Source organism: Streptomyces sp. NPDC104761, from assembly GCF_055583445.1.
Window position 1 is genome coordinate 220,852 of record NZ_JBVJNZ010000001.1, and the last position, 26,717, is coordinate 247,568.

20 protein-coding genes and 1 pseudogene are annotated in these 26,717 nt (G+C 73.1%); 15 read left to right on the forward strand and 6 right to left on the reverse strand.

Annotated elements, in window-relative coordinates:
• The first annotated feature begins 326 nt into the window (after positions 1–326).
• From ACZ63F_RS01060 to ACZ63F_RS01100, 9 genes are all read left to right on the forward strand, one after another.
• Complete coding sequence (locus ACZ63F_RS01060; RefSeq protein ID WP_469707506.1) at positions 327–1,310, forward strand: amino acid ABC transporter permease; 984 nt, start codon at positions 327–329, stop codon at positions 1,308–1,310.
• Entirely contained in the window at positions 1,307–2,095 is a 789-nt protein-coding gene (locus ACZ63F_RS01065; RefSeq protein ID WP_469707508.1) for an amino acid ABC transporter ATP-binding protein, read from the forward strand. Before ACZ63F_RS01060 ends, ACZ63F_RS01065 begins: the two co-directional genes overlap by 4 nt.
• Positions 2,096–2,161: 66 nt before the next feature.
• The gene (locus ACZ63F_RS01070) at positions 2,162–3,187 is read left to right on the forward strand and encodes an ABC transporter substrate-binding protein (protein WP_469707510.1); all 1,026 of its coding nucleotides are present in this window, start codon (positions 2,162–2,164) and stop codon (positions 3,185–3,187) included.
• Between the two features lie 48 nt (positions 3,188–3,235).
• A complete protein-coding gene (locus ACZ63F_RS01075; protein ID WP_469707512.1) occupies positions 3,236–3,982 on the forward strand; it encodes a GNAT family N-acetyltransferase in 747 nt (248 codons plus the stop codon).
• 43 nt (positions 3,983–4,025) lie between these two features.
• Positions 4,026–4,121: a putative leader peptide gene (locus ACZ63F_RS01080; protein WP_469707514.1), complete on the forward strand. Its 96-nt coding sequence runs from the start codon at positions 4,026–4,028 to the stop codon at positions 4,119–4,121.
• Between the two features lie 66 nt (positions 4,122–4,187).
• Positions 4,188–5,402: an LLM class flavin-dependent oxidoreductase gene (locus ACZ63F_RS01085; RefSeq protein WP_469707515.1), complete on the forward strand. Its 1,215-nt coding sequence runs from the start codon at positions 4,188–4,190 to the stop codon at positions 5,400–5,402.
• 22 nt (positions 5,403–5,424) lie between these two features.
• Positions 5,425–6,798 carry an NtaA/DmoA family FMN-dependent monooxygenase gene (locus tag ACZ63F_RS01090; protein WP_469707517.1) on the forward strand — a complete coding sequence of 458 codons (1,374 nt, stop codon included), beginning with the start codon at positions 5,425–5,427 and terminating at the stop codon, positions 6,796–6,798.
• A complete protein-coding gene (locus ACZ63F_RS01095) occupies positions 6,795–7,877 on the forward strand; it encodes an LLM class flavin-dependent oxidoreductase (RefSeq protein ID WP_469707519.1) in 1,083 nt (360 codons plus the stop codon). The genes ACZ63F_RS01090 and ACZ63F_RS01095 overlap by 4 nt, the downstream gene beginning before the upstream one ends.
• A complete protein-coding gene (locus ACZ63F_RS01100) occupies positions 7,870–8,994 on the forward strand; it encodes an LLM class flavin-dependent oxidoreductase (RefSeq protein ID WP_469707520.1) in 1,125 nt (374 codons plus the stop codon). Before ACZ63F_RS01095 ends, ACZ63F_RS01100 begins: the two co-directional genes overlap by 8 nt.
• Before the next feature lie 346 nt (positions 8,995–9,340).
• On the opposite strand, the gene absR1 is transcribed toward ACZ63F_RS01100, so the two are convergent.
• A complete protein-coding gene (gene absR1 / locus ACZ63F_RS01105) occupies positions 9,341–10,420 on the reverse strand; it encodes a beta-glucuronidase AbsR1 (RefSeq protein ID WP_469707522.1) in 1,080 nt (359 codons plus the stop codon).
• Positions 10,421–10,514: 94 nt separating this feature from the next.
• On the opposite strand from absR1, the gene ACZ63F_RS01110 reads away from it, so the two are divergent.
• Positions 10,515–12,251 (forward strand): LuxR family transcriptional regulator AbsR2, encoded by a 1,737-nt coding sequence (locus ACZ63F_RS01110; protein WP_469707524.1) that lies wholly within the window; start codon positions 10,515–10,517, stop codon positions 12,249–12,251.
• Here ACZ63F_RS01110 and ACZ63F_RS01115 read toward each other — a convergent pair.
• Positions 12,248–13,525 carry an MFS transporter gene (locus ACZ63F_RS01115; protein WP_469707526.1) on the reverse strand — a complete coding sequence of 426 codons (1,278 nt, stop codon included), beginning with the start codon at positions 13,523–13,525 and terminating at the stop codon, positions 12,248–12,250. The genes ACZ63F_RS01110 and ACZ63F_RS01115 overlap by 4 nt on opposite strands.
• A gap of 99 nt (positions 13,526–13,624) precedes the next feature.
• Between ACZ63F_RS01115 and ACZ63F_RS01120 the strand changes: the two genes are divergently transcribed.
• On the forward strand, positions 13,625–14,710 hold the full coding sequence (locus tag ACZ63F_RS01120; RefSeq protein ID WP_469707528.1) for a DUF5937 family protein: 1,086 nt from the start codon (positions 13,625–13,627) through the stop codon (positions 14,708–14,710).
• Positions 14,711–14,757: 47 nt separating this feature from the next.
• On the opposite strand, the gene ACZ63F_RS01125 is transcribed toward ACZ63F_RS01120, so the two are convergent.
• Positions 14,758–17,361 carry a CHAT domain-containing protein gene (locus ACZ63F_RS01125; protein WP_469707529.1) on the reverse strand — a complete coding sequence of 868 codons (2,604 nt, stop codon included), beginning with the start codon at positions 17,359–17,361 and terminating at the stop codon, positions 14,758–14,760.
• A gap of 112 nt (positions 17,362–17,473) precedes the next feature.
• Between ACZ63F_RS01125 and ACZ63F_RS01130 the strand changes: the two genes are divergently transcribed.
• From ACZ63F_RS01130 to ACZ63F_RS01140, 3 genes are all read left to right on the forward strand, one after another.
• On the forward strand, positions 17,474–18,916 hold the full coding sequence (locus tag ACZ63F_RS01130; RefSeq protein ID WP_469707531.1) for a S8/S53 family peptidase: 1,443 nt from the start codon (positions 17,474–17,476) through the stop codon (positions 18,914–18,916).
• A gap of 35 nt (positions 18,917–18,951) precedes the next feature.
• Positions 18,952–19,551: an RNA polymerase sigma factor gene (locus ACZ63F_RS01135; protein ID WP_390637952.1), complete on the forward strand. Its 600-nt coding sequence runs from the start codon at positions 18,952–18,954 to the stop codon at positions 19,549–19,551.
• 71 nt (positions 19,552–19,622) lie between these two features.
• Positions 19,623–20,039 carry a hypothetical protein gene (locus ACZ63F_RS01140; protein ID WP_469709273.1) on the forward strand — a complete coding sequence of 139 codons (417 nt, stop codon included), beginning with the start codon at positions 19,623–19,625 and terminating at the stop codon, positions 20,037–20,039.
• 4 nt (positions 20,040–20,043) lie between these two features.
• On the opposite strand, the gene ACZ63F_RS01145 is transcribed toward ACZ63F_RS01140, so the two are convergent.
• The 3 genes and pseudogenes from ACZ63F_RS01145 to ACZ63F_RS01155 all read right to left on the reverse strand — a co-directional run bounded on the left by ACZ63F_RS01145 (position 20,044) and on the right by ACZ63F_RS01155 (position 24,871).
• Positions 20,044–21,321 (reverse strand): cytochrome P450, encoded by a 1,278-nt coding sequence (locus tag ACZ63F_RS01145; protein WP_469707534.1) that lies wholly within the window; start codon positions 21,319–21,321, stop codon positions 20,044–20,046.
• Positions 21,318–22,173: pseudogene (locus ACZ63F_RS01150) on the reverse strand (N-formylglutamate amidohydrolase). The gene ACZ63F_RS01145 and the pseudogene ACZ63F_RS01150 overlap by 4 nt, the downstream one beginning before the upstream one ends.
• 481 nt (positions 22,174–22,654) lie before the next feature.
• Positions 22,655–24,871 (reverse strand): NADP-dependent isocitrate dehydrogenase, encoded by a 2,217-nt coding sequence (locus ACZ63F_RS01155; protein ID WP_469707536.1) that lies wholly within the window; start codon positions 24,869–24,871, stop codon positions 22,655–22,657.
• A 144-nt stretch (positions 24,872–25,015) separates the two neighbouring features.
• Between ACZ63F_RS01155 and ACZ63F_RS01160 the strand changes: the two genes are divergently transcribed.
• A complete protein-coding gene (locus tag ACZ63F_RS01160) occupies positions 25,016–26,668 on the forward strand; it encodes a M1 family metallopeptidase (protein WP_469707538.1) in 1,653 nt (550 codons plus the stop codon).
• Positions 26,669–26,717: the final 49 nt, after the last annotated feature.

Sequence of the window (26,717 nt, forward strand, 5' to 3'; positions counted from 1 at the left end):
AGCGCCGCGCCGAGGGCTGCGTACGCCCGTACCCGAGCCCGCTCGTCGCCGACCGAGCCGTCGACCTGCTCCGTGTCAACAGCGCCCTGTGTAGCGCGTGTACCGCACCGGGCTGTGCCCGCTGTCGGGTCTGACCAGGCCTTTCCGCCGGTTCCCCGCAGCCTCGCACCCCAGCGTCCCCGTCGGAACACCGGCCGTCCGGTGTGCCGCCGTCCGCCCAGCCCCGTGCCCCGCGCGCCCCCGCGCACCGCGCCTTGCCCGAACACGGACCGGTGCGCGGCCCCCGCCGTGGGACACGTGGGTGTCCGACTCCGCCGGAGCCCGCCATGAGTGAACCCCCAGGCGCCACGATCGCCGCCCCCGAGGCACCGCCCGCCTCCGACGAACCGTCACCACCCCTCGCCGCACAGCGCGTTCAGCCGCTGCGCAGGCCGGGACGGTGGATCGCCACCGCCGTCGTCCTGGTCCTGGCCACCCAGTTCGTGCACGGACTGGTGACCAACCCCTTCTACCAGTGGGACCGCTGGGGCTACTGGTTCCTGCGGCCGACCATCCTCGACGGACTGGTCATCACCCTCGAAGTCACCGCCTACAGCGCGGTACTGGGCCTGCTCGGGGGCATCCTGCTCGCGCTGGCCCGGCTCTCGAAGAGCCCCGTGCTGCGCGCGGTCAGCTGGACCTACGTGTGGGCGCTGCGCTCCATCCCGCTCATCGTGGTCCTGCTCTTCCTCTACAACTTCAGCGCCCTGTACAAGACGTTGAGCATCGGCGTCCCCTTCGGGCCGGCCTTCTTCTCCTTCGACGAGTCGAAGCTCGCCACCGACATGGTCGTCGCGGTCATCGGCCTGAGCCTCAACGAGGCCGCCTACGCGGCCGAGGTGGTCCGCGGCGGCATCCTCTCCGTCGACCAGGGCCAGCACGAGGCGGCCGCCGCACTCGGCCTGCCCAAGGGCTACCAGTTCCGGAGGATCGTGTTCCCGCAGGCCCTGCGGTCGATCACCCCGAACTACGTCAACCAGCTGATCGGCCTGATCAAGAGCACCTCACTGGTCTTCTACGTCTCGCTGCTCGACCTGTTCGGCTCCGCGCAGAGCATGGGCTCCACCTACCCCGGCGACATCGTGCCGCTCCTCCTCGTGGTGACCGTCTGGTACCTGATCCTGACCAGCGTCGTCTCCGTGATCCAGTTCTACGTGGAGCGGTACTACGCCCGCGGCGCCACCCGCGCGCTGCCCCCGACCCCCCTGCAGAAACTGCGCACCGGTCTCACCGGCCTGCGCGCCCGCATCCGCCGGGAGGCCGCGATATGACCATCACCGACACCGTGGCGACGGCCCCCGCCGCCCTGGAGATCAACGGCGTCCACAAGTGGTACGGCACCCACCGGGTCCTCGACGGCATCGACCTGACCATCCGCCCCGGCGAGGTCACCGTCGTCCTCGGCCCGTCCGGCTCCGGCAAGTCCACCCTCCTCAGGGTCATCAACCACCTGGAGAAGCCCGAGCGCGGCCACGTCAGCATCAACGGCGAGCCGATCGGCGTGAAACGGCAGGGCGGCCGGCTCAAGGAGCTGAGCGAGCGCGCCATCCTGGCCCAGCGCGGCCGGATCGGCTTCGTCTTCCAGAACTTCAACCTCTTCCCGCACCTGACCGTGCTGGACAACGTGGCCGCGGCCCCGGCCGCCACCGGAAAGCTCGGCAAGCCGGAGGCCCAGGCCCTGGCCAAGGAACTCCTGGAACGGGTCGGCCTCGGCGAGCGCATCGGCGCCTACCCACGCCAGCTCTCCGGCGGCCAGCAGCAGCGGGTGGCCATCGCCCGCGCGCTCGCCCTGCGCCCCGGCGTGATCCTCTTCGACGAGCCCACCTCGGCCCTGGACCCCGAACTCGTCGGTGAGGTCCTCGCCGTCATCAAGGACCTGGCGACCAGCGGCACCACCCTCGTCATCGTCACCCACGAGATCGGCTTCGCCCGCGAGATCGCCGACCGGGTCGTCTTCATCGACGGCGGCCGGATCGTCGAGCAGGGCCCGCCCTCCGAGGTCCTCGACAACCCGCAACACGAACGGACCAGGGACTTCCTCAGCAAGGTCCTCTGAACCGCCGTACCCCCGGATCTCCCCCCCCACGCCTCTCTCCCTCTCACCCCGTCACAAAGGACGACCATGCCTGCCCACTTCACCCGACGCAGCCTGATCAGAGGCATCTCCGCGGCGACCGTCGCCGCCTCCCTCGCCACCGGGCTCGCCGCCTGCGGGGGCGACAGCGACGCGGCCACCAGCACCTCCGCCGCGAAGACCGGCGAGGTCGTCATCGGCCAGGTCTCCAACGGCGCCGCCACCCAGACCACGATCAAGGTCTCCGAGGTCAAGTCGATCAGCGCCGAACTGCCCGACTCCGTCAGGAAGAGCGGCAAGCTCGTCATCGGCGAGGGTGCCCTGCCCGCCGGGTTCCCGCCGCTGGCCTTCGTGGGCAGCGACCAGAAGACCCTCACCGGTTCCGAGCCCGACCTCGGCCGCCTGGTCGCCGCGGTCTTCGGCCTGAAGCCCGAGATCCAGAACGCCACCTGGGAGAACATGTTCGTCGGCATCGACAGCGGCAAGGTCGACGTGGCCTTCTCCAACGTCACCGACACCGAGGAGCGCAAGAAGAAGTACGAGTTCGCCTCCTACCGGCAGGACAACCTCGCCTTCACCGTGCCGAAGAAGAGCACCTGGAACTTCGACGGGAACTACGAGAACCTCGCCGGCAAGACGGTCTCCGTGAGCGCCGGCACCAACCAGGAGAAGATCCTCCTGGAGTGGAAGGCGAAGCTCGCGAAGGAAGGCAAGAAGGTCACCGTCAAGTACTTCCAGGACAGCAACAGCGTCTACCTGGCCCTGTCCAGCGGCAAGATCGACGCCTACCTCGGTCCCAACCCCGGCATCGCGTACCACAACAAGCAGACCGCGAACACGCCCAACGCCACCCGCACCGCGGGCACCTACTCCGGCGCCGGCGCCGGCCTCCAGGGCCTGATCGCGGCCACCGCCAAGAAGGACAGCGGCCTCGCCAAGCCCCTCGCGGACGCCATCAACTACCTGATCAAGAACGGTCAGTACGCCGAGTGGCTCAAGGCCTACAACCTCTCCAACGAGGCCGTCGCCAAGTCCGAGGTCAACCCGCCCGGGCTGCCCCTCGACAACTCCTGATCACCCGTCAAGAAGCAAGGCAGCCAGGCGAGAAAGGACCGCGCCTCCGTGACCCTCCAGACCGGCCTCCACGGAGGCGGGGCCTCGCTCAGCCCCGATACGTCCCCGCTCGACAACGCCGTCTGGGCGGCCCTCACCGGCCCGCACGCCCACCTCGGGGAGCGGGTCGGCCGGGCGGCGCGGTATCCGGACGACGTCTACGGCTACGCGGCCGTCGCCGATGCCACCGACCCGGCCGCCTGGGCCGACCTGCGCACGCTCGTCGGCCCGGGAACGACCGTGAGGATCAAGCCGGTCGAGGCGGCGCCGCCCGGCTGGGAGGTGGTCGGCGGCGGCACCGGCGTCCAGTTCGTCGACACGGCGCTCAGGGCCGAGCCCGCCCCCGAGGCGGTACGGCTCGGTCCTGACGACGTGCCCGAGATGCTGGACCTGGTCGCCCGTACCGAACCGGGCCCGTTCCGCACCCGGACCGTCGCGATGGGCACCTATCTCGGCATCCGGGACCGCGGACGGCTGATCGCCATGGCCGGGGAGCGGCTGCGGCTGCCCGGCTGGACGGAGATCAGCGCCGTCTGCACCGACCCGGACCACCGCGGGCGGGGCCTGGCCACCCGCCTGATCCGCGCGGTCGCCGCCGGGATCCGGGAGCGCGGGGACACCCCGTTCCTGCACGCGGCTCCCGGCAACGCGAACGCGATCCGGCTCTACGAGTCGATCGGCTTCACCGAGCGGCTGCGCGGCCGCACCCTGCTCGTGCGGAGCCCGGGAACAACCACGGACGCCGGTCTGTTGTGAGTCACGACGAGATGCACGCGGAGCAGGCCGGGAGGTGCGGGACGTGACACGTTTTCTCAGCCCCAGCCGCCGTACCGTCCTGCACTCCCGGCCGCACATCGACCTGCAGCGCGTGGCCGGCGCGCTCTGTTGTTCCTGACCAGTCGTCCCCGCCGCGCCCCTCCCTCCGGCGCGCCCTCGTACGGACTCTCAGGAAGGCACCACTGTGTCCTCATCTCCCGTTTCCCCTCTGCACCTCGCCGTCGCCCTGGACGGCACCGGCTGGCACCCGGCGTCCTGGCGCGAGCCGGTCGCCCGCCCCCACGAGCTGTTCACCGCCGGCTACTGGGCCGACCTGGTCGCCGAGGCCGAGCGCGGCCTCGTCGACTTCGTCACCATCGAGGACGGCCTCGGCCTGCAGTCCTCGCACTACAGCGAGCTCGACGGCCGTACCGACCAGGTCCGGGGCCGCCTCGACGCCGTCCTGATCGCGTCCCGGATCGCGCCCCTGTCCAGCCACATCGGCCTGGTGCCGACGGTGATCGCCACCCACACCGAGCCGTTCCACATCTCCAAGGCGATCGCCACCCTGGACTACGTCAGCACCGGCCGCGCCGGGCTGCGGGTGCAGATATCCGCCCGCCCCAACGAGGCGGACCACTTCGGCCGGCGCGCCTTCCCGCCCATCGATTTGGCCGAGCTGCGGTCCCCGGCCGGGCAGGAGCGACTCACCGAGCACTTCGAGGAGGCCGCCGACCACGTCGAGGTCGTGCGCCGGCTCTGGGACAGCTGGGAGGACGACGCCGAGATCCGGGACGCCGCCACCGGCCGCTTCGTCGACCGCGACAAGCTGCACTACATCGACTTCGAGGGCCGGCACTTCAGCGTCAAGGGCCCCTCCATCACCCCGCGCCCGCCGCAGGGCCAGCCGCTCGTCACCGCCCTCGGCCACCAGACCGTGCCCTACCGGCTGATCGCCCGCCAGGCCGACGTCGGCTACGTCACCCCGCAGGACGCCGCCGACGCCCGCGCGATCGTCGCCGAGATCCGCGCCGAGCAGGAGGCCGCCGGCCGGGCCGGCGACACCGTGCACGTCTTCGGCGACCTCGTGGTCTTCCTCGACGACGACCGGGCGGCGGCCGAGGCCCGCAAGGACCGCCTCGACGCCCTCGACGGGGGCGCCTACACCAGCGACGCGCGGATCTTCACCGGAACGGCGGCCGAACTCGCCGACGTCCTGGAGGAGTTCGCCGCCGCAGGCCTCAGCGGCTTCCGGCTGCGGCCCGCCGTCCTCGGCCACGACCTGCCGCGCATCACCGCGGACCTGGTCCCCGAACTCCAGCGCCTCGGCCGCTTCCGCACCGCCTACGAGGCGGACACCCTGCGCGGCCTGCTCGGGCTCGCCCGCCCCGTCAACCGCTACGCCGCTGCCAACGCCTGAGCCGGAAGGACCCCGCACCGACATGAGCAAGCCGCTGAAGCAGATCCACCTGGCCGCGCACTTCCCCGGCGTCAACAACACCACCGTGTGGAGCGACCCGGCCGCCGGGAGCCACATCGAGTTCAGCTCCTTCACGCACTTCGCGAAGACCGCCGAACGCGCCAGGTTCGACTTCCTGTTCCTCGCCGAGGGCCTGCGGCTCCGCGAACAGGGCGGGAAGATATACGACCTGGACGTCGTCGGCCGCCCCGACACCTTCACCGTCCTCGCCGCGCTGGCCGCCGTCACCGACCACCTCGGGCTGACCGGCACCATCAACTCCACCTTCAACGAGCCCTACGAGGTGGCCCGCCAGTTCGCCAGCCTCGACCACCTGTCCGGCGGCCGGGCCGCCTGGAACGTGGTCACCTCCTGGGACGCCTTCACCGGCGAGAACTTCCGGCGCGGCGGGTTCCTGCCGCAGGACGAGCGCTACTCCCGCGCCAAGGAGTTCCTCGCCACCGCGAACGAGCTCTTCGACTCCTGGCACGGCGATGAGATCCTCGCCGACCAGGCCACCGGCACCTTCCTCAGCGACGCCAGGGCCGGCTCCTTCGTGCACAAGGGCCCGCAGTTCGACATCCACGGTCAGTTCAACGTGCCCCGCTCCCCGCAGGGCCGCCCGGTGATCTTCCAGGCCGGCGAGTCCGACGAGGGCCGCGAGTTCGCCGCCTCCGGTGCCGACGCCATCTTCAGCCGGTACGCCACCCTCGACGCCGGCCAGGCCTTCTACACCGACGTGAAGTCCCGCCTCGCCAAGTACGGCCGCCGCCCCGAGGAACTGCTGATCCTGCCCGCCGCCAGCTTCGTCCTCGGCGACACCGACGCGGAGGCCGAGGAGATCGCCCACCAGGTACGCCGCCAGCAGGTCAGCGGCGCGACCGCCCTCAAGCACCTGGAGTTCGTCTGGAACCGGGACCTGTCGTCGTACGACCCGGAGGGACCGCTGCCCGACGTCGACCCGCTGGTCGGCGAGGAGCACATCTCCCGCGGTCGCGCCCAGGTCAGGATGTACCGCGACCCGCTCGCCATCGCCCGCGAGTGGCGCGAGCTCGCCGAGGCCAACAAGTGGTCCATCCGCGACCTCGTGATCAACACGGGCAACCGGCAGACCTTCGTCGGCTCCCCGGCCACCGTCGCCCGCACCATCAACGACTTCGTGCAGGCCGACGTCTCCGACGGCTTCATCCTGGTCCCGCACATCACCCCCGGCGGCCTCGACACCTTCGCCGACACGGTCGTACCGCTCCTCCAGGAGCAGGGCGCCTTCCGCACCGAGTACGAGGGCACCACCCTGCGCGACCACCTCGGCCTCGCCCACCCCGACGACAGGCGCAGTGAGCGGGTGGCGTCGTGAGGTTCCTGGCGATCACCCTGATCGTGCACCGCCCGGATCCGGTCACCGGGAGACAGAAGTCCACCCACGACCGGTTCCGCGAGGTCCTCGACAACGCCGTGCTCGCCGAGGAACTGGGCTTCGACGGCTTCGGGGTGGGGGAGCGGCACGAGCGCCCGTTCATCTCCTCCTCCCCGACGGTCGTGCTCAGCCACGTCGCCGCGCTCACCCGGCGCATCCGGCTGTTCACCGCGGTGACCACGCTGAGCCTGCTGGACCCCGTCCGGGCGTACGAGGACTACGCGACCCTCGACCACCTCTCCGAGGGCCGCCTCGACCTGATCATCGGCAAGGGCAACGGCTCCGCGCAGCGCGAGCTGTTCCACGTCACGCCCGAGGACCAGTGGGACCGCAACGCCGAGAGCTACGGGGTGTTCCGGCAGCTGTGGCGGCAGGACAAGGTGACGGCGAAGACCCGGTTCCGGCCCGAGCTCACGGACGCCGAGGTCTGGCCCCGCCCCTACCAGCGGCCGGTCCGGGTCTGGCACGGCAGCGCCACCAGCAAGGAGTCCGTCGACCTCGCCGCCCGCTACGGCGACCCGCTGTTCTCCGCCAACGTCACCAACCCCATCGAACCCTACGCCGAGTTGGTCCGGTACTACCGGGAACGCTGGGAGCACTACGGCCACGACCCGGCGGACATCGCCGTCGGCGCGGGCACGGCGGGCCTCCTGGTGGCGCCCACCAGCCAGCAGGCCCTGGCCGCCTACCGCCCCGTGTTCGAGGCGAACCTGGCCTTCTTCCGCAGGGCCGGGCTGCCGGTCGCCTTCGAGACCCTGGAGGACTTCGTCGAGCGCAGCTCGGCGCTGATCGGCAGCCCGCAGCAGGTCATCGACAAAGTCCACCGCTATCACGAGCAGTTCGGGCACACCGTCCTGCATCTCCACGCAGACGCCGGCGGGCTGACCGACACCCAGCACCGCGACTCGCTGGAGCTCTTCCAGTCGGCGGTGGCCCCGGTCCTGCGCAAGGACATCCCCGACCCGCCCTTCCCCTGGGCACCCGTGCACCCGGCCGCCGAGGAGGCGGCCCATGTCTGACATCCCGCTCGGCGTCCTCGACCTGGTGCCGATCCCGAGCGGTGCCACCGCCGCCGACGCCCTGCGCAACTCCGTCGAACTCGCACAGCGTACGGAGGAGTTCGGCTACGCCCGCTACTGGTTCGCCGAACACCACCTCAACCCGGGGGTGGCCGGCACCTCCCCCGCGGTGGTCCTGGCGCTCACCGCCGCCGCGACCACCACGATCCGGCTCGGCTCCGGCGCCGTACAACTCGGCCACCGCACCGCGCTGTCCACGGTCGAGGAGTTCGGTCTCCTCGACGCCGTGCACCCGGGCCGCCTCGACCTGGGGCTGGGCCGGTCCGGCGGCCGTCCGCCCGCGGAGAAGACGGCCGCGCCGACGACGACCCCGGTGGTCGAGGGCCGGGCCCCCAACGGCCTGGTCGTCCCGCCCCGCTTCTCCTTCGCACGGCTCCTCGGCTCCCCGCGGTTCGCACTCCACCGCAAGCTGCTCCTGCTCCCGAACGCCGAGTCCCAGGACTACGCGGAACAGATCGACGACATCCTCGCCCTGCTGGCCGGGACCTACCGCACCGAGGACGGCGTCGAGGCCCACGTCGTGCCCGGCGAGGGAGCCGACGTGGAGGTGTGGATCCTTGGCAGCAGCGGTGGCGAGAGCGCCCGGGTCGCGGGCGAGCGGGGTCTGCGCTTCGCCGCGAACTACCACGTCAGCCCGGCCACGGTCCTGGAGGCGGTGGACGGCTACCGGTCGTACTTCCAGCCCTCGGACGCCCTCGGCAAGCCGTACGTCAGCGTCTCCGCGGACGTCGTGGTCGCCGAGGACGACGCCACCGCCCGTGAACTGGCCACCGGCTACGGACCCTGGGTCCGCGGCATCCGCACCGCCGAGGGGGCCATCCCCTTCCCCACCCCCGAGGAGGCCCGGGCGCACGTCTGGACCGACGAGGACCGGGAACTGGTCCAGGACCGCCTCGACACCCAGTTCGTGGGCAGCCCGCAGCACGTCGCCGACCGCCTGGAACAGCTCCAGGAGGCCACCGGCGCCGACGAACTGCTCATCACCACCATCACCCACGGCCAGGCCGACCGCGTCCGCTCGTACGAACTCCTCGCGGCGGAGTGGCGCCGCCGGTGAGGCTCACACCTGCGCGGCCACCAGCTCGACGGCGCTCGCGCTCACCCTGCTGGGCCGTCAGGACGTGTCCGTGTACGACGGTTCACTCGAGGAATGGTCCAAGGACCCCGCGCGACCGCCGGAGTCGGGCGGACAAGGGGCGGGGTGGGCGCGGTGCGCTGCCGGGTGCGGGTGCGTGGGGGTTGATCGCGCAGTTCCCCGCGCCCCTGGTCGGATGCCCTGAGGTTGGATCCCCCACGCACCGGCGCTGCCGCGCGGACGTCTCCCTCCCCCGAAGGCGGCGTCCGCGCGGCCGCTTTCCCCGGCGCCGGACAGTGGTCCGACCTCCGCGTCGCGGTCCGTGCTCTCACCAGCACATGACCGCTGTCTCCCCCGACCCCCACGTGGAATGGAGACGGACGCGGACGGCATAGCGGCGGCCCTTGACGAGCCTGACCCTGATCCTCGTGTTGTGCGGGGTGCCTCCGTCGTCGTGGCCGGCGAGGTAGCGCGGTTCCCCGTCGCGCTCCTCGAAGACCACGACGACGGAGTCGCTCTCCCCGAAGGTGCCCACGCGGTAGACGCGGGTCTCCGGCGGCTCCACGGCGAAATCGGCCTGTTCGCCGGGTCCCAGGCTGAGCGGCACCGAGCGGAACGGCACCAGCTCGGCAGGCGGCTCGGCCGGCGGGTACCAGCGGAGCACGAACTCCTTGTCGGCCGGGGACAGCGACCCCGGCGGGTACACGCCGTTGTGGTACTGCTCCGGCTCCAGGACCAGCCCCGGGCCGAAGGGGAACTGCATCACGGACTGCGGGTCCCACACCGAACCGTTGGCCTCGGACGGATCGAGCGTGCGCAGGATGTTGAAGTGGGTCCGGTCCCGGCTCCAGTGGTTCGGCGGTCCGGCCAGGTCGGCGTAGACCGCCTCGTCGTCCCAGTGGACGCCCGCGAACGGGCTCTGGTGCTCGTGCCGCATCCCGAGCGCGTGCCCGATCTCGTGCAGCGCCGTCCAGCGCCCGCCGGGCTCGGTCAGGTCCCAGCCCAGGTTCATGGTGCGCTCGCCCGCCCCCACCGAGAGCGCGTCCCGGCCCACCGCCGACCAGGACCCGTCCCCCGGCTGGAAGCCGATCCGCAGCTCCGCCTCGCACCGCTCGAAGACCTCGGCGAACGTCACCCCGATGCCGAGGTCCTGCCACTCCCGGAAGGACGCGCGCACCACGTCCCGCTGCTCCCTCGCACCCGCCCACGGCACCCGGCGGGTCTCCCCGGTCCCCGGGACCGGGATCACCGAGGCGTCCGTGTCGGCGTCGAAGAAGTAGTAGTGCAGGACCGTGCCGTTGACCCACATCCGCCGCCCGCCGACGAGCGCGCCGAGCCGCTCGGAGGCCAGTCCCGGCGCGAACGCCGGAGCAGGCTGCTGCGCAAGCGAGCAGTAGCGTCGGGTCATGCGCCCAGACTGCCGTTCGACCCGGCCGCACGCCTGAGTCGGAAGCTACTCAAGTCCCCCTGTATCAGAGCTGAGTAACGCGGCTCATACTCACGTGACGACTTACGGACGGGATGCGCGAACCCTCGAACTCCCCTGGCCCTTCACCGGCCGGGAGGACGAACTGGAGCTGGTCAGGCGGGCGTCGGTGGCAGGACGGCAGGGTGTCGTGGTGACCGGCCCGGCCGGCGTCGGCAAGACCCGGCTGATCACCGAGGCCGTCCGCGGCACCGACTGCGTCCGGGTGACGGGCACCCCCGAGACCGGCGCCCTCCCGTTCGCCGCGTTCGCGCACCTGCTCTCCGACCGCGTCTCGCTGCCCGGCGCGGTCCGGCACCTGTCCGGGGTACGGCTCCTGGTCGTCGACGACGCCCACCTCCTCGACGAGGCCTCCGCCGCCCTCGTCCACCAGCTCGCCGCGCACGGCCGCACCCGCCTCGTGGTGGCCGCCACCGGCACGGCACCCGTCCCCGGCGCGGTCGCCCGGCTGTGGACCGGAGAACTCCTCACCCACCTCGCCCTGGAACCGCTGCCGTACGACGAGACGGCCGCGCTGCTCGAAGGCGGCGGCCTGGAACCGCTCACCGTGCGCCGCCTGCACCGGATCTGCCGGGGCGACCTCAGGCTGCTGCGCGACCTGGTCGGCGCGCTGCGCGAGTCCGGCCCGCTGACCCGGGTCCCGGACACCGGCCAATGGGCCTGGCGCGGCCCGCTGCCCCGCACCGCGGCCGTACGGGACCGGATCGCCACCCTGCTGGACGGGCAGGGGCCCGGCGAGCGCGACACCCTCGAACGCCTGGCCTTCGCCGAGCCGTTGCCGCTCCGCCTCGACGACGCCCCCGACCTGGCCGCCCTCGAACGACTGGAGACCGACGGCCTCGTCCACGTCGACGACCGGGGCGCCGTCCGCCTCGCCCACCCCCTGCACGGCCCGGCGCTGCGCGCCTCGGCAGGCCGGCTGCGGGCCCGCCGGCTGGCCCGCACCCCCGAGCAGTGCGAACCCGCCCTGACGGCCGAACAGCAACAACTGGAGGAGCGCATCCAGCAGTTGGACGTACGGGAGGTGCCGGCCCCGGTGGGGGAGTGGCTGGCGGCGGGAGACCTGCCCGTACCGCCCGGGTACGCGGCCGTGCGTGCCCGGTACTCGTGGCTTCGGGGGGAGCTGCGAGAGGCGGCGGCGTGGGCGAGGGAGGGACTGCGGGCGGCGCCGGACGACGCCGCCTGCCGTACCGAACTCGCCCGTGCCGCCGCCGAACGGGGGGAGGACGCCGTAGTGCGCGGGGACGGGGGTCTCGCGCACTACGGCGCCGTACGGCTCGGGGACCCCGAGGGGGCCGCGGCGGCCGCGGCGCGGCTGGACGGCGTGCTGGGCCGGCACGCGGAGGCGGTCGCCCGCGGTGCCGGCCCCGCCCTGGACCGGGCGGCCGAGGCGCTGGCGGCCCGTGGTCTGCTGCTGTTCGCGGCCGAGGCCCACGCCCAGGCGGTCCGCGCCCACCGCGACCCGCGTGCCGCCCGGATGTCCCGCACCCGCGCCCTCGCTCTCGCCCGCCGCTGCCAGGGCGCCCGCACCCCGGCCCTGTCCGGCCTGGTGCTCGGCGAACTCACCGCCCGTCAGCGGCAGATCGTCACCCTCGCCGCCGCGGGTCTCAGCAACCGCCAGATCGCCGAGCACCTGACCCTTTCCGTACGGACGGTGGGCAACCACCTCTACGGCGCCTACACCCGCCTCGGCGCGAACGACCGCGCGGCACTGCCGTGGCTGGTGGACCAGCCGGACCGGCAGTCGGCCTAGCAGGACCGGGGAGCCGAGGAGCCCGCTCGCGCCCGACACGGGCGATCGCCCAGCTGCGTGGTGTCGCCCAGCTGCGTGGTGTCGTCCTGCTCGGTGGCGACGGCGGTCGCGGACAGCAGCGTCGCGGCGGTGAGGGTGCCCCACAGGACGGCCGGACCGCGGGCGGCGAGCGTGGTGATGACCGCCGGGGAGACGGCGAGGCCGGCGCCCGTGGAGAGCTGGAAGCGGGCGAGGGCGCGCCCGAGGGCAGGGGCCGGGGCGAGGGCGGTGACGAGCGCCGTGGCGCTGCCGGCGTAGATGATCTCGCCGAGGGTGCAGACCACGGACACCGCCGCGACGGCCGGGGCACTCCAGCCGGGTCGCAGCGAGGTGGCCGCGAGGAAGCCGAGGTAGGACGCGGCGACCACCAGGCCGGCGAGAGCCAGCACGGTCCGCCGGGAGAACCGGGACAACAGGACGGTTACCGGCACCTGCAGGGTGACCACCAGCACCGTGTTCGTCACGAAGACGGCTGCCGACCACATCGGGGACGCGTGCAACTGAGTCACCAGGACGAGGGGGAGCGCGACTTCGGTGACGTTGAGACAGAAGGCGTAGACCACGTTGGCGGCCAGCAGCGCGCCCATCCGGGGTGCGGCTGCGTCGGTCCTGTCCCCGGCCGGAGCGGCGACCGGGCGGGCGTGCAGGTGGACCGACCAGGCCAGGGCTGCCGCGGCGAGGTAGGCGAGTCCGGTGCCGGCCGCCAGCGCCCGCAGGGCGGTGGTGCCGCCCGCCAGGCATGCGGTGGCGAGGAGGGCGCCCGCGCCCAGCCCGGCGTTGCGCAGGGCGCGGCCTCCCGCGAGCGCGGCGTCGCGCTCGCGACCGTGGGCGACCGTCGCCACGAGGGCCGCGTGGGCGGCCGGCCAGGCCTGGTTGCCGATGCCGAGGAAGAGGGCCGCCGCCGCGAACAGCCCGGCGTGCCCTGCCGGGGTGGCCAGCAGCAGGGCCACGCCCACCACCCGTACCAGCATCGACGCCGCCACGACCGTGCTGCGCGCACCGCGGTCCAGCCATCGGCCGACAGCGGGCATGCACGCCAGACCCATGACGACGCCGACCGTCATGGCGATGCCGGTCGCCGACGCGGACAGCCTCAGCACCGTCACCCCGAAGAGCAGCAGAAAGGGCCGCAGCAGGCCGGTGCCGAGCGCGTCCACGGCCAGGGCGACGGCATAGCGGGGGCCTCCCGACGCACGGACGAGAGCGCGCGGCCGGACCTTGGTGATGGTTGTCATGGCGCCAACGGTGCGTACGGCCGCCGGGACGGCCACGCCGATTGACGAACCCCGTCAACCGACGCGGTCGGCACCCGACCGGCCGGCGATGATGAGGGGATGACGCTGAGGATCGACATCGCGGGCCTGCCGTCCGGGCGACTGCGATTCGCCGCCTCCCCGCTGGCCGAGCTGACCGCGATGCTGCACGTGCTGGCCGAACCCGGACACCACCCGCAGTTCGCCGGCTGGGCCGCGGACGTCTGGGCCGGGCTGCCGCCGGAACTGGCCGAGCGGCTCAGGGAGGCGGAGTTCCTGTGGCGTTCCTCCCGGGCCGACTTCCTGGTCCCCGCGCGTCCCCGGCCGACCCTCGCCGAGGAACTGGACGACGTGGACCGGATCGACGACGAGGCCTATGTGACCGCCGCGCTGACCACCACGTGCGGCAGCAACCGGGTCCACTTCACCGGGCCGTCGCCGCTCGCCGACGCGACGGCCCGCGAGCGGGCCCTGGACCTGGCCCAGGCCCGCGGCGTGCTCCAGGAGGCGTTCGCGGAACGGCTGCTCGCGGACCCGGCAGCCGTGCGGGCCCGGGTGCGTGACACCCTCGAACAGTGCGCCGGGGCGTTCTTCGACACCGCCTGGGCGGGCGCCACCGTGCGGCTCGCCACCGACCTGCGCCTGAAGAACGACCTGCTGAAGCGCCAGGGCCTCGGGGCGGCCCTCGCGTCGGTCTCCGGCGCCGTCGCCCTCGCGCCGGACGGCGGCAGCATCGTCGTCGACAAGCTGCAGGACAACGCGACCGCCGCGCACGGCAGCGGTGTCACCTTCCTCCCCAGCGTCTTCGGCCGCCCCCATCTGGTCGCGATCCACGCGCCTGGATGGCAGCCGGTGCTGCAGTACCCCGTGGCCGAGGCGAGCCCGTCGGAACCGGTGCCGCTGGAGACGGTCACGCTGCGGCTGGAGGCACTCGCGCATCCGGTACGGCTGCGGCTGCTGCGCACCCTGGCCCGCGGCCCGCACACCACCGGTGAACTGGCCCAGGCCTGGGAACTCACGCCGCCGGAGGTCTCCCGCCACCTCGCCGTCCTGCGCCGCGCGGGCCTGCTCACCACCCGACGGCAGGGGCGTTACGTCCGCTACACCCTGAACGTTCCTGATCTGGCGGCGCTGGGCGCCGACCTGCTGGCGGCCGTACTGCGCTGAGCGGTTGCGGCGGCCCCTGTCCCGCCGAGCCGTCCGGTGCCGCCGGCTCAGGCCGCCCCGAACGCGGCGAACGCCCACCCGGTGGCCTGGTGGAGGGCGTCGCCCGGTAGGGCGGCCCGGGCGTCGCGGAGCGCCTCCGCCAGCGACAGCCCGGCACCCAGCCCCTTGTGCAGGGCCAGCATCAGCGGAACCACGGCCGCGTCGTTCACGGGTGCGCTGCTCGCCACCACTCCGGCCGTGCCCAACGGCAGCAACGCCGTGACCAGACCGAGGAGTTCGTCGGCGCCGACCGAGGCGAGGCGGGCCGTGTCGCAACTGGAGAGGATGATCCGGTAGGGGCTGCGGGCGAGGCGCTCGAAGTCGTGCACGATCAGCGGGCCGTCCACCATCCGCAGCGAGGAGAACAGCGGGCTGTCCGCGCGGAACGTGCCGTGCGCCGCGATGTGGGCGAGTGCCGCGCCGTCCAACTCCTCCAGGACCCGCGCAACGTGCGCCTCGTCGTGCTCCAGGATCCGCGCCGCCGCGTACCGGCCCGCCACTTCCGGCACCTCCGCGCCGCCGGTCGCCAGCCCCGGTCCCCGGACGAGCACATGGCGGCCGCCCGGCGGCGGCTCGGTCTCCCGGGCCCGCAGCCAGCTCGACGCCGACGGGGACACGCTGAGCACCCGATCCCGCAGGGAAGGCAGCAGGGCCCACGGCACCCGGTGCAGCGCGCCCGGCGGGACGATCACCACCGGCCCGGAGCCGAGCTGGTCCGCCGCCGCGCCGAGCAGCAGCTCCTCCAGCCGCTTCCCGGCGGCCTCCACCACCGGCAGCCGGCCCTCCGCACCCGGGTGCGCGAGCCGTCGCAGCCCTGCCTGGACGTGCTCCGCCTCGGCGACCGCCTCCGCCAGCAGGCCGCCCGCGAAGCGCCGTACCCGGCCCTGTCCGCACAGCAGGACGTGCACCCGGCCGTCCAGGACGGCGAGTTCGACCAGCCGGGCGTCGCCGAGCCGCTCCAGCAGCCTGGCCGGTTCGAAACGGTCGCCGCCGCCGGGGGCGTCGCCCCGGGTGTGGTGGGTGCGGGCGCGGATCTCCCGTTCCAGGCGCCGCTGTTCCCGCTCCAGGGCGGGCACCGGACGGCGCTCCCGGCGGGCCTCCTCCGCGCGGGACGCGATCTCCCGGAACGCGGTCAGCGAGGCGAGCAGGGCAGGGTCCGCGGGCGGCCGGGTCGGCGGAGTGGACAGCACCGTGGCCCGCCAGCGCTCGCTCCACTCCAGGAGCCGGCGCGGACCGCCGTGCGCGAGGCTCGCCTGCTGGGCCAGCGCCGCCAGCTCGGCGCCCTGCGCGGTGGCCCGGGCTCGCAGCTCAGAGGCGCCCAGGGTCATCCGGTGGTCGTCCAGGACGGCGAGGCCGCGCCGGCACGCCTCCAGGACGCCACGGCCCGAACCGGCCGCCCGCGCCCGGAGCGCCTGTGCCGCCCAGCCGGTCATCCGGGCCAGCGGCGGGCCGGTGTGCCTGCTGCGCGCGGCCACCGCCAGATGCCGCTCCGCGTCCGCCGTCCAGCCCAGTGCCAGCGCGATCCGCCCGGCGAGCAGCGAGGCCTCCGGCGCGGCCGGCGCGCCGAAGGACGCCAGCCGGTCGGCGACCGCCGCCGCGTCCTGCACCAGCCGCCCCGACGCGGCCCCGCCGGCCACCCGCGCCTCGATCAGCACCAGCCGGGCATGCGTCTCCCACCAGCTCCGCCGCTGCCCCGAGAACAGCCGTACGGCGACGGCCGCACGGGCGATCGCGGTCTGCGCGTCCCCGGTCGACAGCGCGGACCGGGCGGCGGTCAGCAGCAGTTCGGCCTTGCGGGTGGACTGCCCGCCGATCCGGTCCAGGGTCGCGATCGCCGCGTCCGCCTCGGCCAGCGCCTCCGGGGCGAGACCGGCCGCCATCAGCACGTCGCAGCGCGCGATGTACAGCATGAACGAGGGCGTGCCCAGCTCGTCGTACCGCTCCTTGGCCTCGGCCAGCAGCCGCAGTGCCGCCGGGATGTCGCCGGAACGGTACGCGGCCAGGCCCCGGTTCTCCACGGCGACCGCCTTGTCGTGCTCCTGGCCCGTCGTCTCCCACAGCAGTTCGGCCGCCGTGAAGTCCGCGTCGGCCCGCTCCACCGCGCCCATCGCCAGATGCACGGTGGCCCGCACGCTCAGCGCCCGCGCGGTCCAGATCACGTCGTCGGCCTGCCGCAGCACCGGTATCGCCCGCCGCAGGTCCTCCAGGGACTCCCGGTGCCGGCCCAGCACCCACCCGGCGAACGCCCGCCGGTACAGCACCCGCGCCCGGGTGTGCCCGTTGCCCCGGGCCACCCCGCGGTCCAGCGCGGCCAGCCCCTGCCGGGTGCGCCCCGCGTGCACCAGGGCGACTCCGAGGGTGGCGAGAACATCCGCCTCCCGATCCGCGGACTCCGCGCGCGCCGCCCAGTCCCGGGCCCGCCGCAGATGGTCGAGGGCCACGGCCAGGTCCCCGAAGTCCCGCTGCCAGATGCCGATCACCTGATGCGCGACGGACGCGTCCAGCGGCGACGGATCGGCCCGCAGGACGCCCTCCGCCCGCGCCAGGGCCTCGCCCGGGGCGGCGAACACCATCGGCAGGAGTTCCGTAACCGAATCGCTTCCCGCACTCACCCCTCGGATGGTAGTGGCCTGGGCATACATGCCCCACTGGTTTGACGCTGTATCAAGCGGCGGTCTCGCGAGTCTGACTGAAGAACGCCGTTTCTGGGGGAGGAGACAGGCCATGGCACCTCAGCGATTCCATGAGCAGTTCGAGCAGATCCAGCGCTCCATGCCGGACGTTCCACTGGCGATGGGGCCCGACGACGCGGCCGAGTTCCTGTACGAGAAGGGGGTGGTCCTCGCCCGCGACGGCGAGGAGGCCCGGGTCGTCGAGGACACCGTGCGCGCCCACTTCACCGCCACCGCCGGCCTCGTCGCCGACCACGTGGGCAGGACCGGACCGGAGACCAACCGCACCGGGGTCACCCGCATCCGGGTCGGCGACCCGAACCACCGCGACCGCACCGCCGACCCCGCGGTCGGCCACGCGCTGCGCGCCCTGCGGGAGGCCGAGGGCCGCGCCGGCCGCCGCCTGGTCAGCCGCAACCACGTGGTGTCCACCACGCCGAACGCCAACTCCTGCAACCCCTGCGAACCGCTCCCCGCCCTGCTCACCCAGGCCCCCAACCCGACGCCGGCGGAGGGCGGTCACGACCCGGACACCGCCGTCAGCGTCCTGGTGATGGACACCGGCCTGGTGCACGACTACCGCACCTACCCGCTCCTCGCCCGCGTCCAGGGCGACCCGCAGCTCAACGAGACCGACGCCGACGGCATCCTCCAGCAGTACGTCGGCCACGGCACGTTCATCGCCGGACTCATCGCCGCCCTCGCCCCGAACACCGACATCACCGTCACCAACACCCTCAACGACGCGGGCGCCATCCTGGAGTCCGAGTTCGGCGCCAGACTCTTCGAGGCGATCGACCAGCACGGCTGGCCCGACATCATCAGCCTCTCCGCCGGCACGCCGAACGGCAGCGCCGACGGACTGCTCGCCGTCGAGGCCTTCATGGACGCCCTGCGCGAGCAGTCCACCCTGCTCGTCGCCGCCGCCGGCAACAACGGCAGCACCAGCCGCTTCTGGCCCGCCGCCTGCGCCGACCTGTCCGGCTACGAGGACACGGTCCTCTCGGTCGGCGCGCTGCGCAGCGACGGCGACTACGGCGCCTGCTTCACCAACCACGGCGACTGGGTCAAGGTCTACGCCCCCGGCGAGCAGCTCATCGGCGCCATGGCCGGCTTCGACGCGCCCGTGCCGTACGTGTACCAGCACACCACCTACGACGCCTGCCGGTTCGGCTTCACCTACGCCTGCACCTGCCAGTACCCGCGCCACACCGGCGTGTTGACCGACACCGGGACGACCGGCCCCGGCAAACCGGACCAAGTGATGTTCGAAGGGTTCGCACAGTGGAGTGGAACATCGTTCGCCACCCCCATCGTGGCCGGCCTCGTCGCCGACCTGATGACCACGCTCGAGGAGTCCGACCCGCGCGCGGCGCGTGCTCGACTCCTGGAGAACATCACGGAGTACGCGGAGGTGCGCGGGGCCCACGTACCGGCGCTCCGCCCGGCCGGCTGGCAGCCGGTGCCGGTCGTGATGCCGGCCGCCACGGCCTGAGGTCCGGAACACTCCCCTCCACGGCGTACCATGACTTGCCGTACACGAGGGGTGGGACCGTGGACCGAGCAGAGGTCGGCGCGCTGGTCCGGGCCGCCGTCGACGGCGACGCGGCGGCCTGGAAGGCGCTCGTGGAGGGGCTGAGCCCCCTGGTGTGGTCCGTGGTGCGCGCGCACCGGCTCTCCGACGCCGACGGGCACGAGGTGTACCAGACCGTGTGGTTCCGCTTCGCCCAGCACCTGGGCCGCATCCGCGAGCCCGACAAGGCGGGTTCCTGGCTGGCCAGCACGGCGCGCAACGAGTGCCTGAAGGTGATCCGCGGCCTGACCCGGCTGCTGCCGACCGACGATCCGCAGGTCCTGGACCGGGTCAGCGAGGACCGTACGCCGGAACAGTCCCTGATCGACGCGGAGGACGAGGCGGACGAGGCCGAGCGGATCCGTCTGCTGTGGCAGGAGTTCGAGGAACTCGGCGACCGCTGCAGGCAGTTGCTGCGGGTCCTGATGGCCTCACCGCCGCCCAGCTATGTCGAGGTGTCCGTCGCGCTGGGCATCGCCGTGGGCAGCATCGGCCCGCTGCGCCAGCGCTGTCTGCGCCGGCTGCGGGCCCGGCTCGACGCGAGGGGTGCGGCGTGAGCGACGACGAGTTCCCGGCGGACGAGGCCCTCGACGAGGTCACGGGCGACGTCGGCTTCGACGCGGACCTCCTGGAGGAGGAGTTGCGCGGCGCGGCCGCCGTCCTCGACCCGCTCCCGGCCGAGCTGCTCCAACTGGCCATGGACGCCTACCTGCTGCACGACCTGGACGCCCGGGTCGCCGAGCTGACCTTCGACTCCCTGGTCGACGCGATCCCGGTCAGGGGTGTCGAGGACCCGCCCCGCATGCTGACCTTCCAGGCGGGCGAGCTGACCGTGGACGTCGAGGTCACCGAGGACGGGCTGCTCGGCCAGCTGCTGCCCCCGCAGTCCGCGCGCATCGAGGTGCTCGGCGGTCCGGCGGCGGCGCTCGCGCTCACGGTCGACGCCATGGGCCGCTTCGCCCACGACACCCCGCCGGCCGGCCCGTTCGCACTCCGGCTGCGCACCGGCGGGGAAGTGATCGTGACGGAGTGGCTGCGGGCGTGAGGCGTCACCAGGTGACAGGCAGCGCCCGCGGCCCGCGGATCATCGTCCTGCGCCGCCACTCCACGTCCTCGGCCGGCACCGCGAGCCGCAGCGCGGGCAGCCGGTCGAGGAGGGTGTCGACCAGCAGTTCGGTCTGCAGCCGGGCCAGGACCGCGCCCGTGCAGTAGTGCGTGCCGTGGCCGAAGGCGAGGTGGGGGTGGGGATCGCGGTCCGGCAGGATGCGGTCCGGGTCCGGGAAGACGGCCGGGTCCCGGTTGCCGGCGAGGTAGGAGACGTAGACCGGATCGCCCGCCGGGATCCGGGTGCCGTCGCTCAGTTCGACGTCCTCCAGGGCGATCCGGGCGAGGCCGACCGTGCTGCGGTGCGGGATCCAGCGCAGCAGTTCGTCGAGGACCGGTCCGCGCTCCGCGGGGCGCTCCCGCATCCGCGCCATCAGTTCCGGCCGGGTCAGCATCAGGAACAGCATCTGCCCGCAGTTGTGGGTGACCGCCTCGCCGCCGATCTGCAGCGGGCCGGCCAGTCCCACGGCCTCCTCCTCGCCGATCTCGCCCCGGGCCACGGCGGCCCCGAGCAGCGAGTACACGTCCTCGCCCGTGCTGCCGGCCCGCGCGCGCACCGTCTCGGTGATCCATCCGTACAGTCCCTGCTTGGCCGTCTCGGCGGCCTCGGCGCCGCCCGAGGTGGAGATGATCCGCCGGGTCCAGGCGTGCACCCGTTCCCGGTCCGCCTCCGGCACCCCCATCACCTCGCTGACCACGGTGACCGGGAACGGCTCCAGCACCCGCTCGACGAGATCGGCGGGCGGCCCGTCCCGCAGGACCCCGTCGACCAGTGCGTCGAGGACCTCCTGCGCGCGGGGCCGCAGCCGCTTCATCGCGCCGACCGTGAAGGCACCGGCGAGCGGCTTGCGCAGCCGGTTGTGATCGGGCTGGTCGGCCCAGGCGAGCGAGCCGGGACGGGGGTCGAAGTGCGGGGCCAGCCGGGTCACCTGGCGCCGGGTGACCTCGGCGCGGCTGAACCGCGGGTCGTTGGTGACGGTCCTGACGTCCTCGTAGCGGGTCGCGAGCCACGCCCAGCCCTCGCCCTGGGGCAGCCGGATCCGGGTCACCGGCCCTTCCCTCATCAGGTCCGCGAGGACCGGGTCGAAGTCCGTCCCCGCCAGTTCGAGCGCGGGCCAGTCCCGCACCGGCGGCGCGGCCTCGCACCCGGTCGGGAGCGGCCCCGCCGTCCCGGACTCGGCCGGCTCCGTGGTGGGGGTGGACGCGGTGCTCTCCGTGGTCATGTCTCCACGGTCGTACGGCCCTCACCCCCGTGTCCTGCCGGAGTGCTCCAGCCGGAGGGCCGGCGCCCGGCGGCGTCCACCAGGGCGGCGAGGGCTGCTGCGAGCCGGTCCGCTCCCGGGCCCGCCTTCCCGCCGGGCTCGGTCATGTAGAGGTCGCGCCGGATCTCGACCATCAGCGCGGCGACCCGCGCGTCCGTCCCGTAGAACTCCAGCGGTACGTAGGTCCCGGCGAACGGGCTGTCCAGCCCCGTCCCCCCGCATTCCGCGAAGGCCTCGCGGGCCGCCTCCGTCAGCTCGGCCGGCGTGTGGAAGGCGTCCGTGCCCAGGCACACCGGCGGCCGCGGCCCGGCAGCGTGCAGCTCGTAGGGCAGCGGCCGGCTCGGATAGGAGTGCACGTCGACGATCACGGCCCGCCCGGTCGCGGCCAGCCGTCCGGCGACGGCTTCCGTCATCGCCCGCGCGTACGGCCGGAAGTACCGCTCGACCAGCGGCCCGGGGTCGTGCGGCTCCGCCCGGAGCACGCCCCGGTGCGTGGTCCGTGTGTACACGGCCCCCATCCCGACGGCGAGCATCTCCTCCCGCTCGTCCGGGAACCGTTCCGGAATCCACCACCAGCCGCGACAGCCGGTTGACGAACCGCCAGGGGGGCACCGCGGCCAGCCCGGCCGCGGCCGCGGCGATCTCGGCCGTGTGCGCGTCCGTGATGTGGTCCAGCTCCCGCTCCAGGGCGGCGTCGTCGAGCACGATGCCCGCCCGGACACCGGCCGGGACCGCTCGCGCGGAGTGCGGCACGTGAAGGATCACGGGCGACTCGTCGGCGCCGGGCAGGAGGGTGAACGAGGGCTGGGACACGGGCGGCTCCGGGTGCGTCTGTCCGGGGTGGCGTGCAGGACGGGACCACGGTGTCACATCGACGGGCCGGCACCGTCGGCGCGGCCGCGCCGACGGGCGGCGCCCGGCAGGACCGGGCACCACCCGCCGGGGAGCGGGTCAGTGCAGCCGCCGGGCGGCCCTCCGGGTGCTGACGGCGAACCTCCCCGGGTTCGACGAGCAGGAACTGATCTTCCGCACGCGCTGCGCGGCCGGCCTGCTGAACTGGCTCGCGGCTGGCCCCCATCGGCACCGAGCCGGTCGCGCTGCCCGCCGAGCAGATCGAGCGGCAGCCGGTCCCCGTGGCGGCAGGGGCGTTCCGCGGGGACGGCCCCACCGGCCGCTGACCGCACCGAACCGGACTGGTCCGAGGGGCGTACGGAGCCGGTCACGGCTCCGCCCCGGCAGGTGGTGCCTGACGGGGCGGAGACGGTGACGGGGCGGCCCGGAGGGCCGGGCGGGCCTAGAGGGCCGCGAGGGCCGCGTTCCAGGTGGCCGACGGGCGCATGACCGCGTCCGCCTTGGCCTTCTCGGGCTGGTAGTAGCCGCCGATGTCGGCCGGGGAACCCTGGACGGCGAGCAGCTCGTCGACGATCTTCTGCTCGTTCGCAGAAAGCGTCTCGGCGAGCGACGCGAACGCCTTCGCGAGCTCGGCGTCGTCGGTCTGCTTGGCCAGCTCCTGCGCCCAGTACAGGGACAGGTAGAAGTGGCTGCCGCGGTTGTCGATGCCGCCGACGCGACGGGTCGGGGACTTGTCCTCGTTGAGGAAGGTCGCCGTGGCCCGGTCGAGGGTGTCGGCGAGCACCTTGGCGCGGGCGTTGCCGGTGAAGTCGGCGTACTGCTCGAAGGACGGCACCAGGGCGAAGAACTCGCCGAGGGAGTCCCAGCGCAGGTAGTTCTCCTTGACCAGCTGCTGGACGTGCTTCGGCGCGCTGCCGCCGGCGCCCGTCTCGAACAGGCCGCCGCCCGCCATCAGCGGGACGACCGACAGCATCTTGGCGCTGGTGCCCAGCTCCAGGATCGGGAACAGGTCGGTCAGGTAGTCACGGAGCACGTTGCCGGTGACGGAGATGGTGTTCTCGCCGCGGCGGATGCGCTCCACCGACAGCTTGGTGGCCTCGACGGGGGAGAGGATCCGGATGTCCAGGCCCTCGGTGTCGTGCTCGGTCAGGTACTGCTCGACCTTGGCGATCAGCTGCGCGTCGTGGGCGCGGCCCTCGTCCAGCCAGAAGACGGCCGGGTCGCCGGTGGCGCGGGCGCGAGTGACGGCCAGCTTCACCCAGTCCCTGATCGGCGCGTCCTTGGTCTGGCAGGCGCGGAAGATGTCACCGGCGGCGACCGGCTGCTCGATCACGACGTTGCCGGCCGCGTCGACCAGGCGGACCGTGCCCGCGGTGGCGATCTCGAAGGTCTTGTCGTGGGAGCCGTACTCCTCGGCCTTCTGCGCCATCAGGCCCACGTTCGGGACCGAGCCCATGGTGGCCGGGTCGAAGGCGCCGTTGGCGCGGCAGTCCTCGATCACGGCCTGGTAGACGCCGGCGTAGGAGGAGTCCGGGATCACCGCGAGGGTGTCGGCCTCCTGGCCGTCCGGGCCCCACATGTGGCCGGACGTGCGGATCATGGCCGGCATCGAGGCGTCGATGATGACGTCGGAGGGCACGTGCAGGTTGGTGATGCCCTTGTCGGAGTCGACCATCGCCAGGGCCGGGCCCTCGGCGATCTCGGCGTCGAAGGAGGCCTTGATCTCGGCGCCCTCGGGCAGGTTCTCCAGGCCCTTGAGGATGCCGCCGAGACCGTCGTTCGCGCTGAGGCCCGCCGCCTTGAGGGTCTGGCCGTACTTCGCGAACGTCTTCGGGAAGAACGTGCGCACCACGTGACCGAAGATGATCGGGTCGGAGACCTTCATCATCGTGGCCTTGAGGTGCACCGAGAAGAGGACGCCCTCTTCCTTGGCGCGGGCGACCTGCGCGGCCAGGAAGTCGTTGAGCTGCGCGACGTGCAGCACGGAGGCGTCGACGACCTCGCCCGCGAGGACCGGTACCGACTCCTTGAGGACCGTGGTGGTGCCGTCCTCGGCGACCAGTTCGATCTTCAGCTGGCCGGCCTCGGAGATCACCGCGGACTTCTCGGTGGAGCGGAAGTCGTTCTCGCCCATGGTCGCCACGTTGGTCCTGGACTCGGAGGACCAGGCGCCCATGCGGTGCGGGTGGGTCTTGGCGTAGTTCTTCACCGAGGCGGGGGCACGGCGGTCCGAGTTGCCCTCACGCAGGACCGGGTTCACGGCGGAACCCTTGACCTTGTCGTAGCGGGCGCGGATGTCGCGCTCCTCGTCGGTCTTCGGGTCGTCCGGGTAGTCCGGCAGCGCGTAGCCCTTGCCCTGGAGTTCGGCGACGGCGGCCTTCAGCTGCGGGATCGACGCCGAGATGTTCGGCAGCTTGACGATGTTGGCCTCGGGCGTCTTGGCCAGCTCGCCCAGCTCGGCGAGCGCGTCCGGGATGCGCTGGTCCTCGTTCAGGTACTCCGGGAAGACGGCGATGATGCGCCCGGCCAGCGAGATGTCGCGGGTGTCCACGGCGACACCGGCCTGCGAGGCGTACGCCTGGATCACCGGCAGGAACGAGTGCGTCGCGAGGGCCGGGGCCTCGTCTGTGTAGGTGTAGATGATGGTCGAGTCAGTCACCGGGTGCTCCGCTCCACGTCTGCAACATTGCTCGACATCAAGATATCTCGTGATCGACCCGTGCTCGACAGGGGTCCGCGACTCGGAAGATCCGGTTGTCCGGTTGCCGTACGACGGGCAACCGAATCGGCCACAACGGTGGTCATGACAAACGAGTCACCACCGACCCGGTGGGCCGGACCGACCACCCGGCCCGCCCGAGCGAGAGCGGACCATGAGACATCGCACCAGAGTCACGGCCCCGGCGGCCGCCCTGCTCGGCACGGCGACCGTCCTGGCCACGGGGCCCCGGCCCTCGCGCGCCCCTTCTCCGCGGGGGAGAAAAGCGGCGACGCGAGGGCCGGGGGCAGTACACCCGCGCCGGGTTCCGAGACCCTCGGCGACCCCGTCTACCCGGCCCTCGGCAACGACGGCTACCGCGTCCGCGCCTACGACCTCGACCTCGCCTACGACGCCACGACCCGCCTGGTCGACGCCACCGCGACCCTGCGCATCCGCACCACCCAGGACCTGTCCCGCCTCTCCCTGGACGCCCTCGGCCTCGACGTGTCCGCCGTCCGGGTCGACGGCCGGGACGCCGTCTTCGAGCAGGCGGACGAGAAACTGCGGATCACCCCCGCCCGGCCGCTGTGCCGGCGGACCGACGCCACCGTGTGCGTGACCTACTCGGCCGACCCGCGCCGCACCCTGCCGCACACCGCCTGGGTGCCCACCCCGGACGGCTTCGCCGTCTGCCCGCAGCCGAACTCCGCGCACACCGTCTTCCCGTGCAACGACCATCCCTCGGACAAGGCCGGCTTCACCTTCCGCATCACCGTCCCGAACGGCCTGCGGGGCGTCGCGAACGGCCTGCTCACCTGCGTCGAGCACCTGCCTGGCGACCGGACCGCGTACGCGTACCGCTCCCGCTCGCCGATCGCCACCGAACTCGTGCAGATCACCGTCGGCGACTACGTGGTAAAGGACCGGCCGGGCCCGCACGGCCTGCCGCTGCGGGACGTCGTCCCCACGGCCCGCGCCGCCGCCCTGGAACCGGCGCTCGCCCTCACCCCGGGCCAGGTCGCCTGGCTGGAGGACCGGCTCGGCGCCGCCTTCCCGTTCGAGACGTACGGCCTGCTGCCCTGCAACTCCGACGACCCCGACGCCTTCGACTTCACGGGCCTGGAGACCCAGACCCTCACCCTCTACAAGCCGAACTTCCTGCTCCAGGAGGAGGCGAAGATCGGCTCGCACATGATGCACGAGCTGGTCCACTCCTACTTCGGCAACCTGGTCTCGCCCGCCACCTGGGCCGATCTCTGGCTGAACGAGGGCCACGCCGACTTCTACGGGCTGCTCTACCGCTACGAACGCGGCTGGCCGGACTCCCTGGGCCTCACCACCATGGAGGCCCGGATGAAGGACACCTACGCCCGCGGCGACCAGTGGCGCCACGACTCCGGCCCGGTGGCCGCCCCGAACGAGGTCGACCTCTTCGACAGCCAGCGCTACCTCGGCGGCGTCCTGGTCCTGTACGCCTTCCGCGAGCTGGTCGGCGAGGACGCCTTCCACGCCGTCGAGCGCACCTTCCTGGACCGCTTCCGGCACCGCTCGGCCTCGACCGAGGACTACATCGCGGTGGTCGGCGAGGTCACCGGCCAGGACCGGTCGGGCTTCCTCCGCGACTGGCTCTACGGCACGACGACCCCGCGCATGCCCGGCCACCCCGACTGGACCGTCACCCCGGTGACCCCGTCCCTGGCCACCCCGCACAGCCTGCGCGGCGGCCACCACCACGACAACTCGGCCACGCTGTGACCAACGGGAACCGAAGTCGCAGGCCGGCGGCGTGCCGGACTCCAGCGGG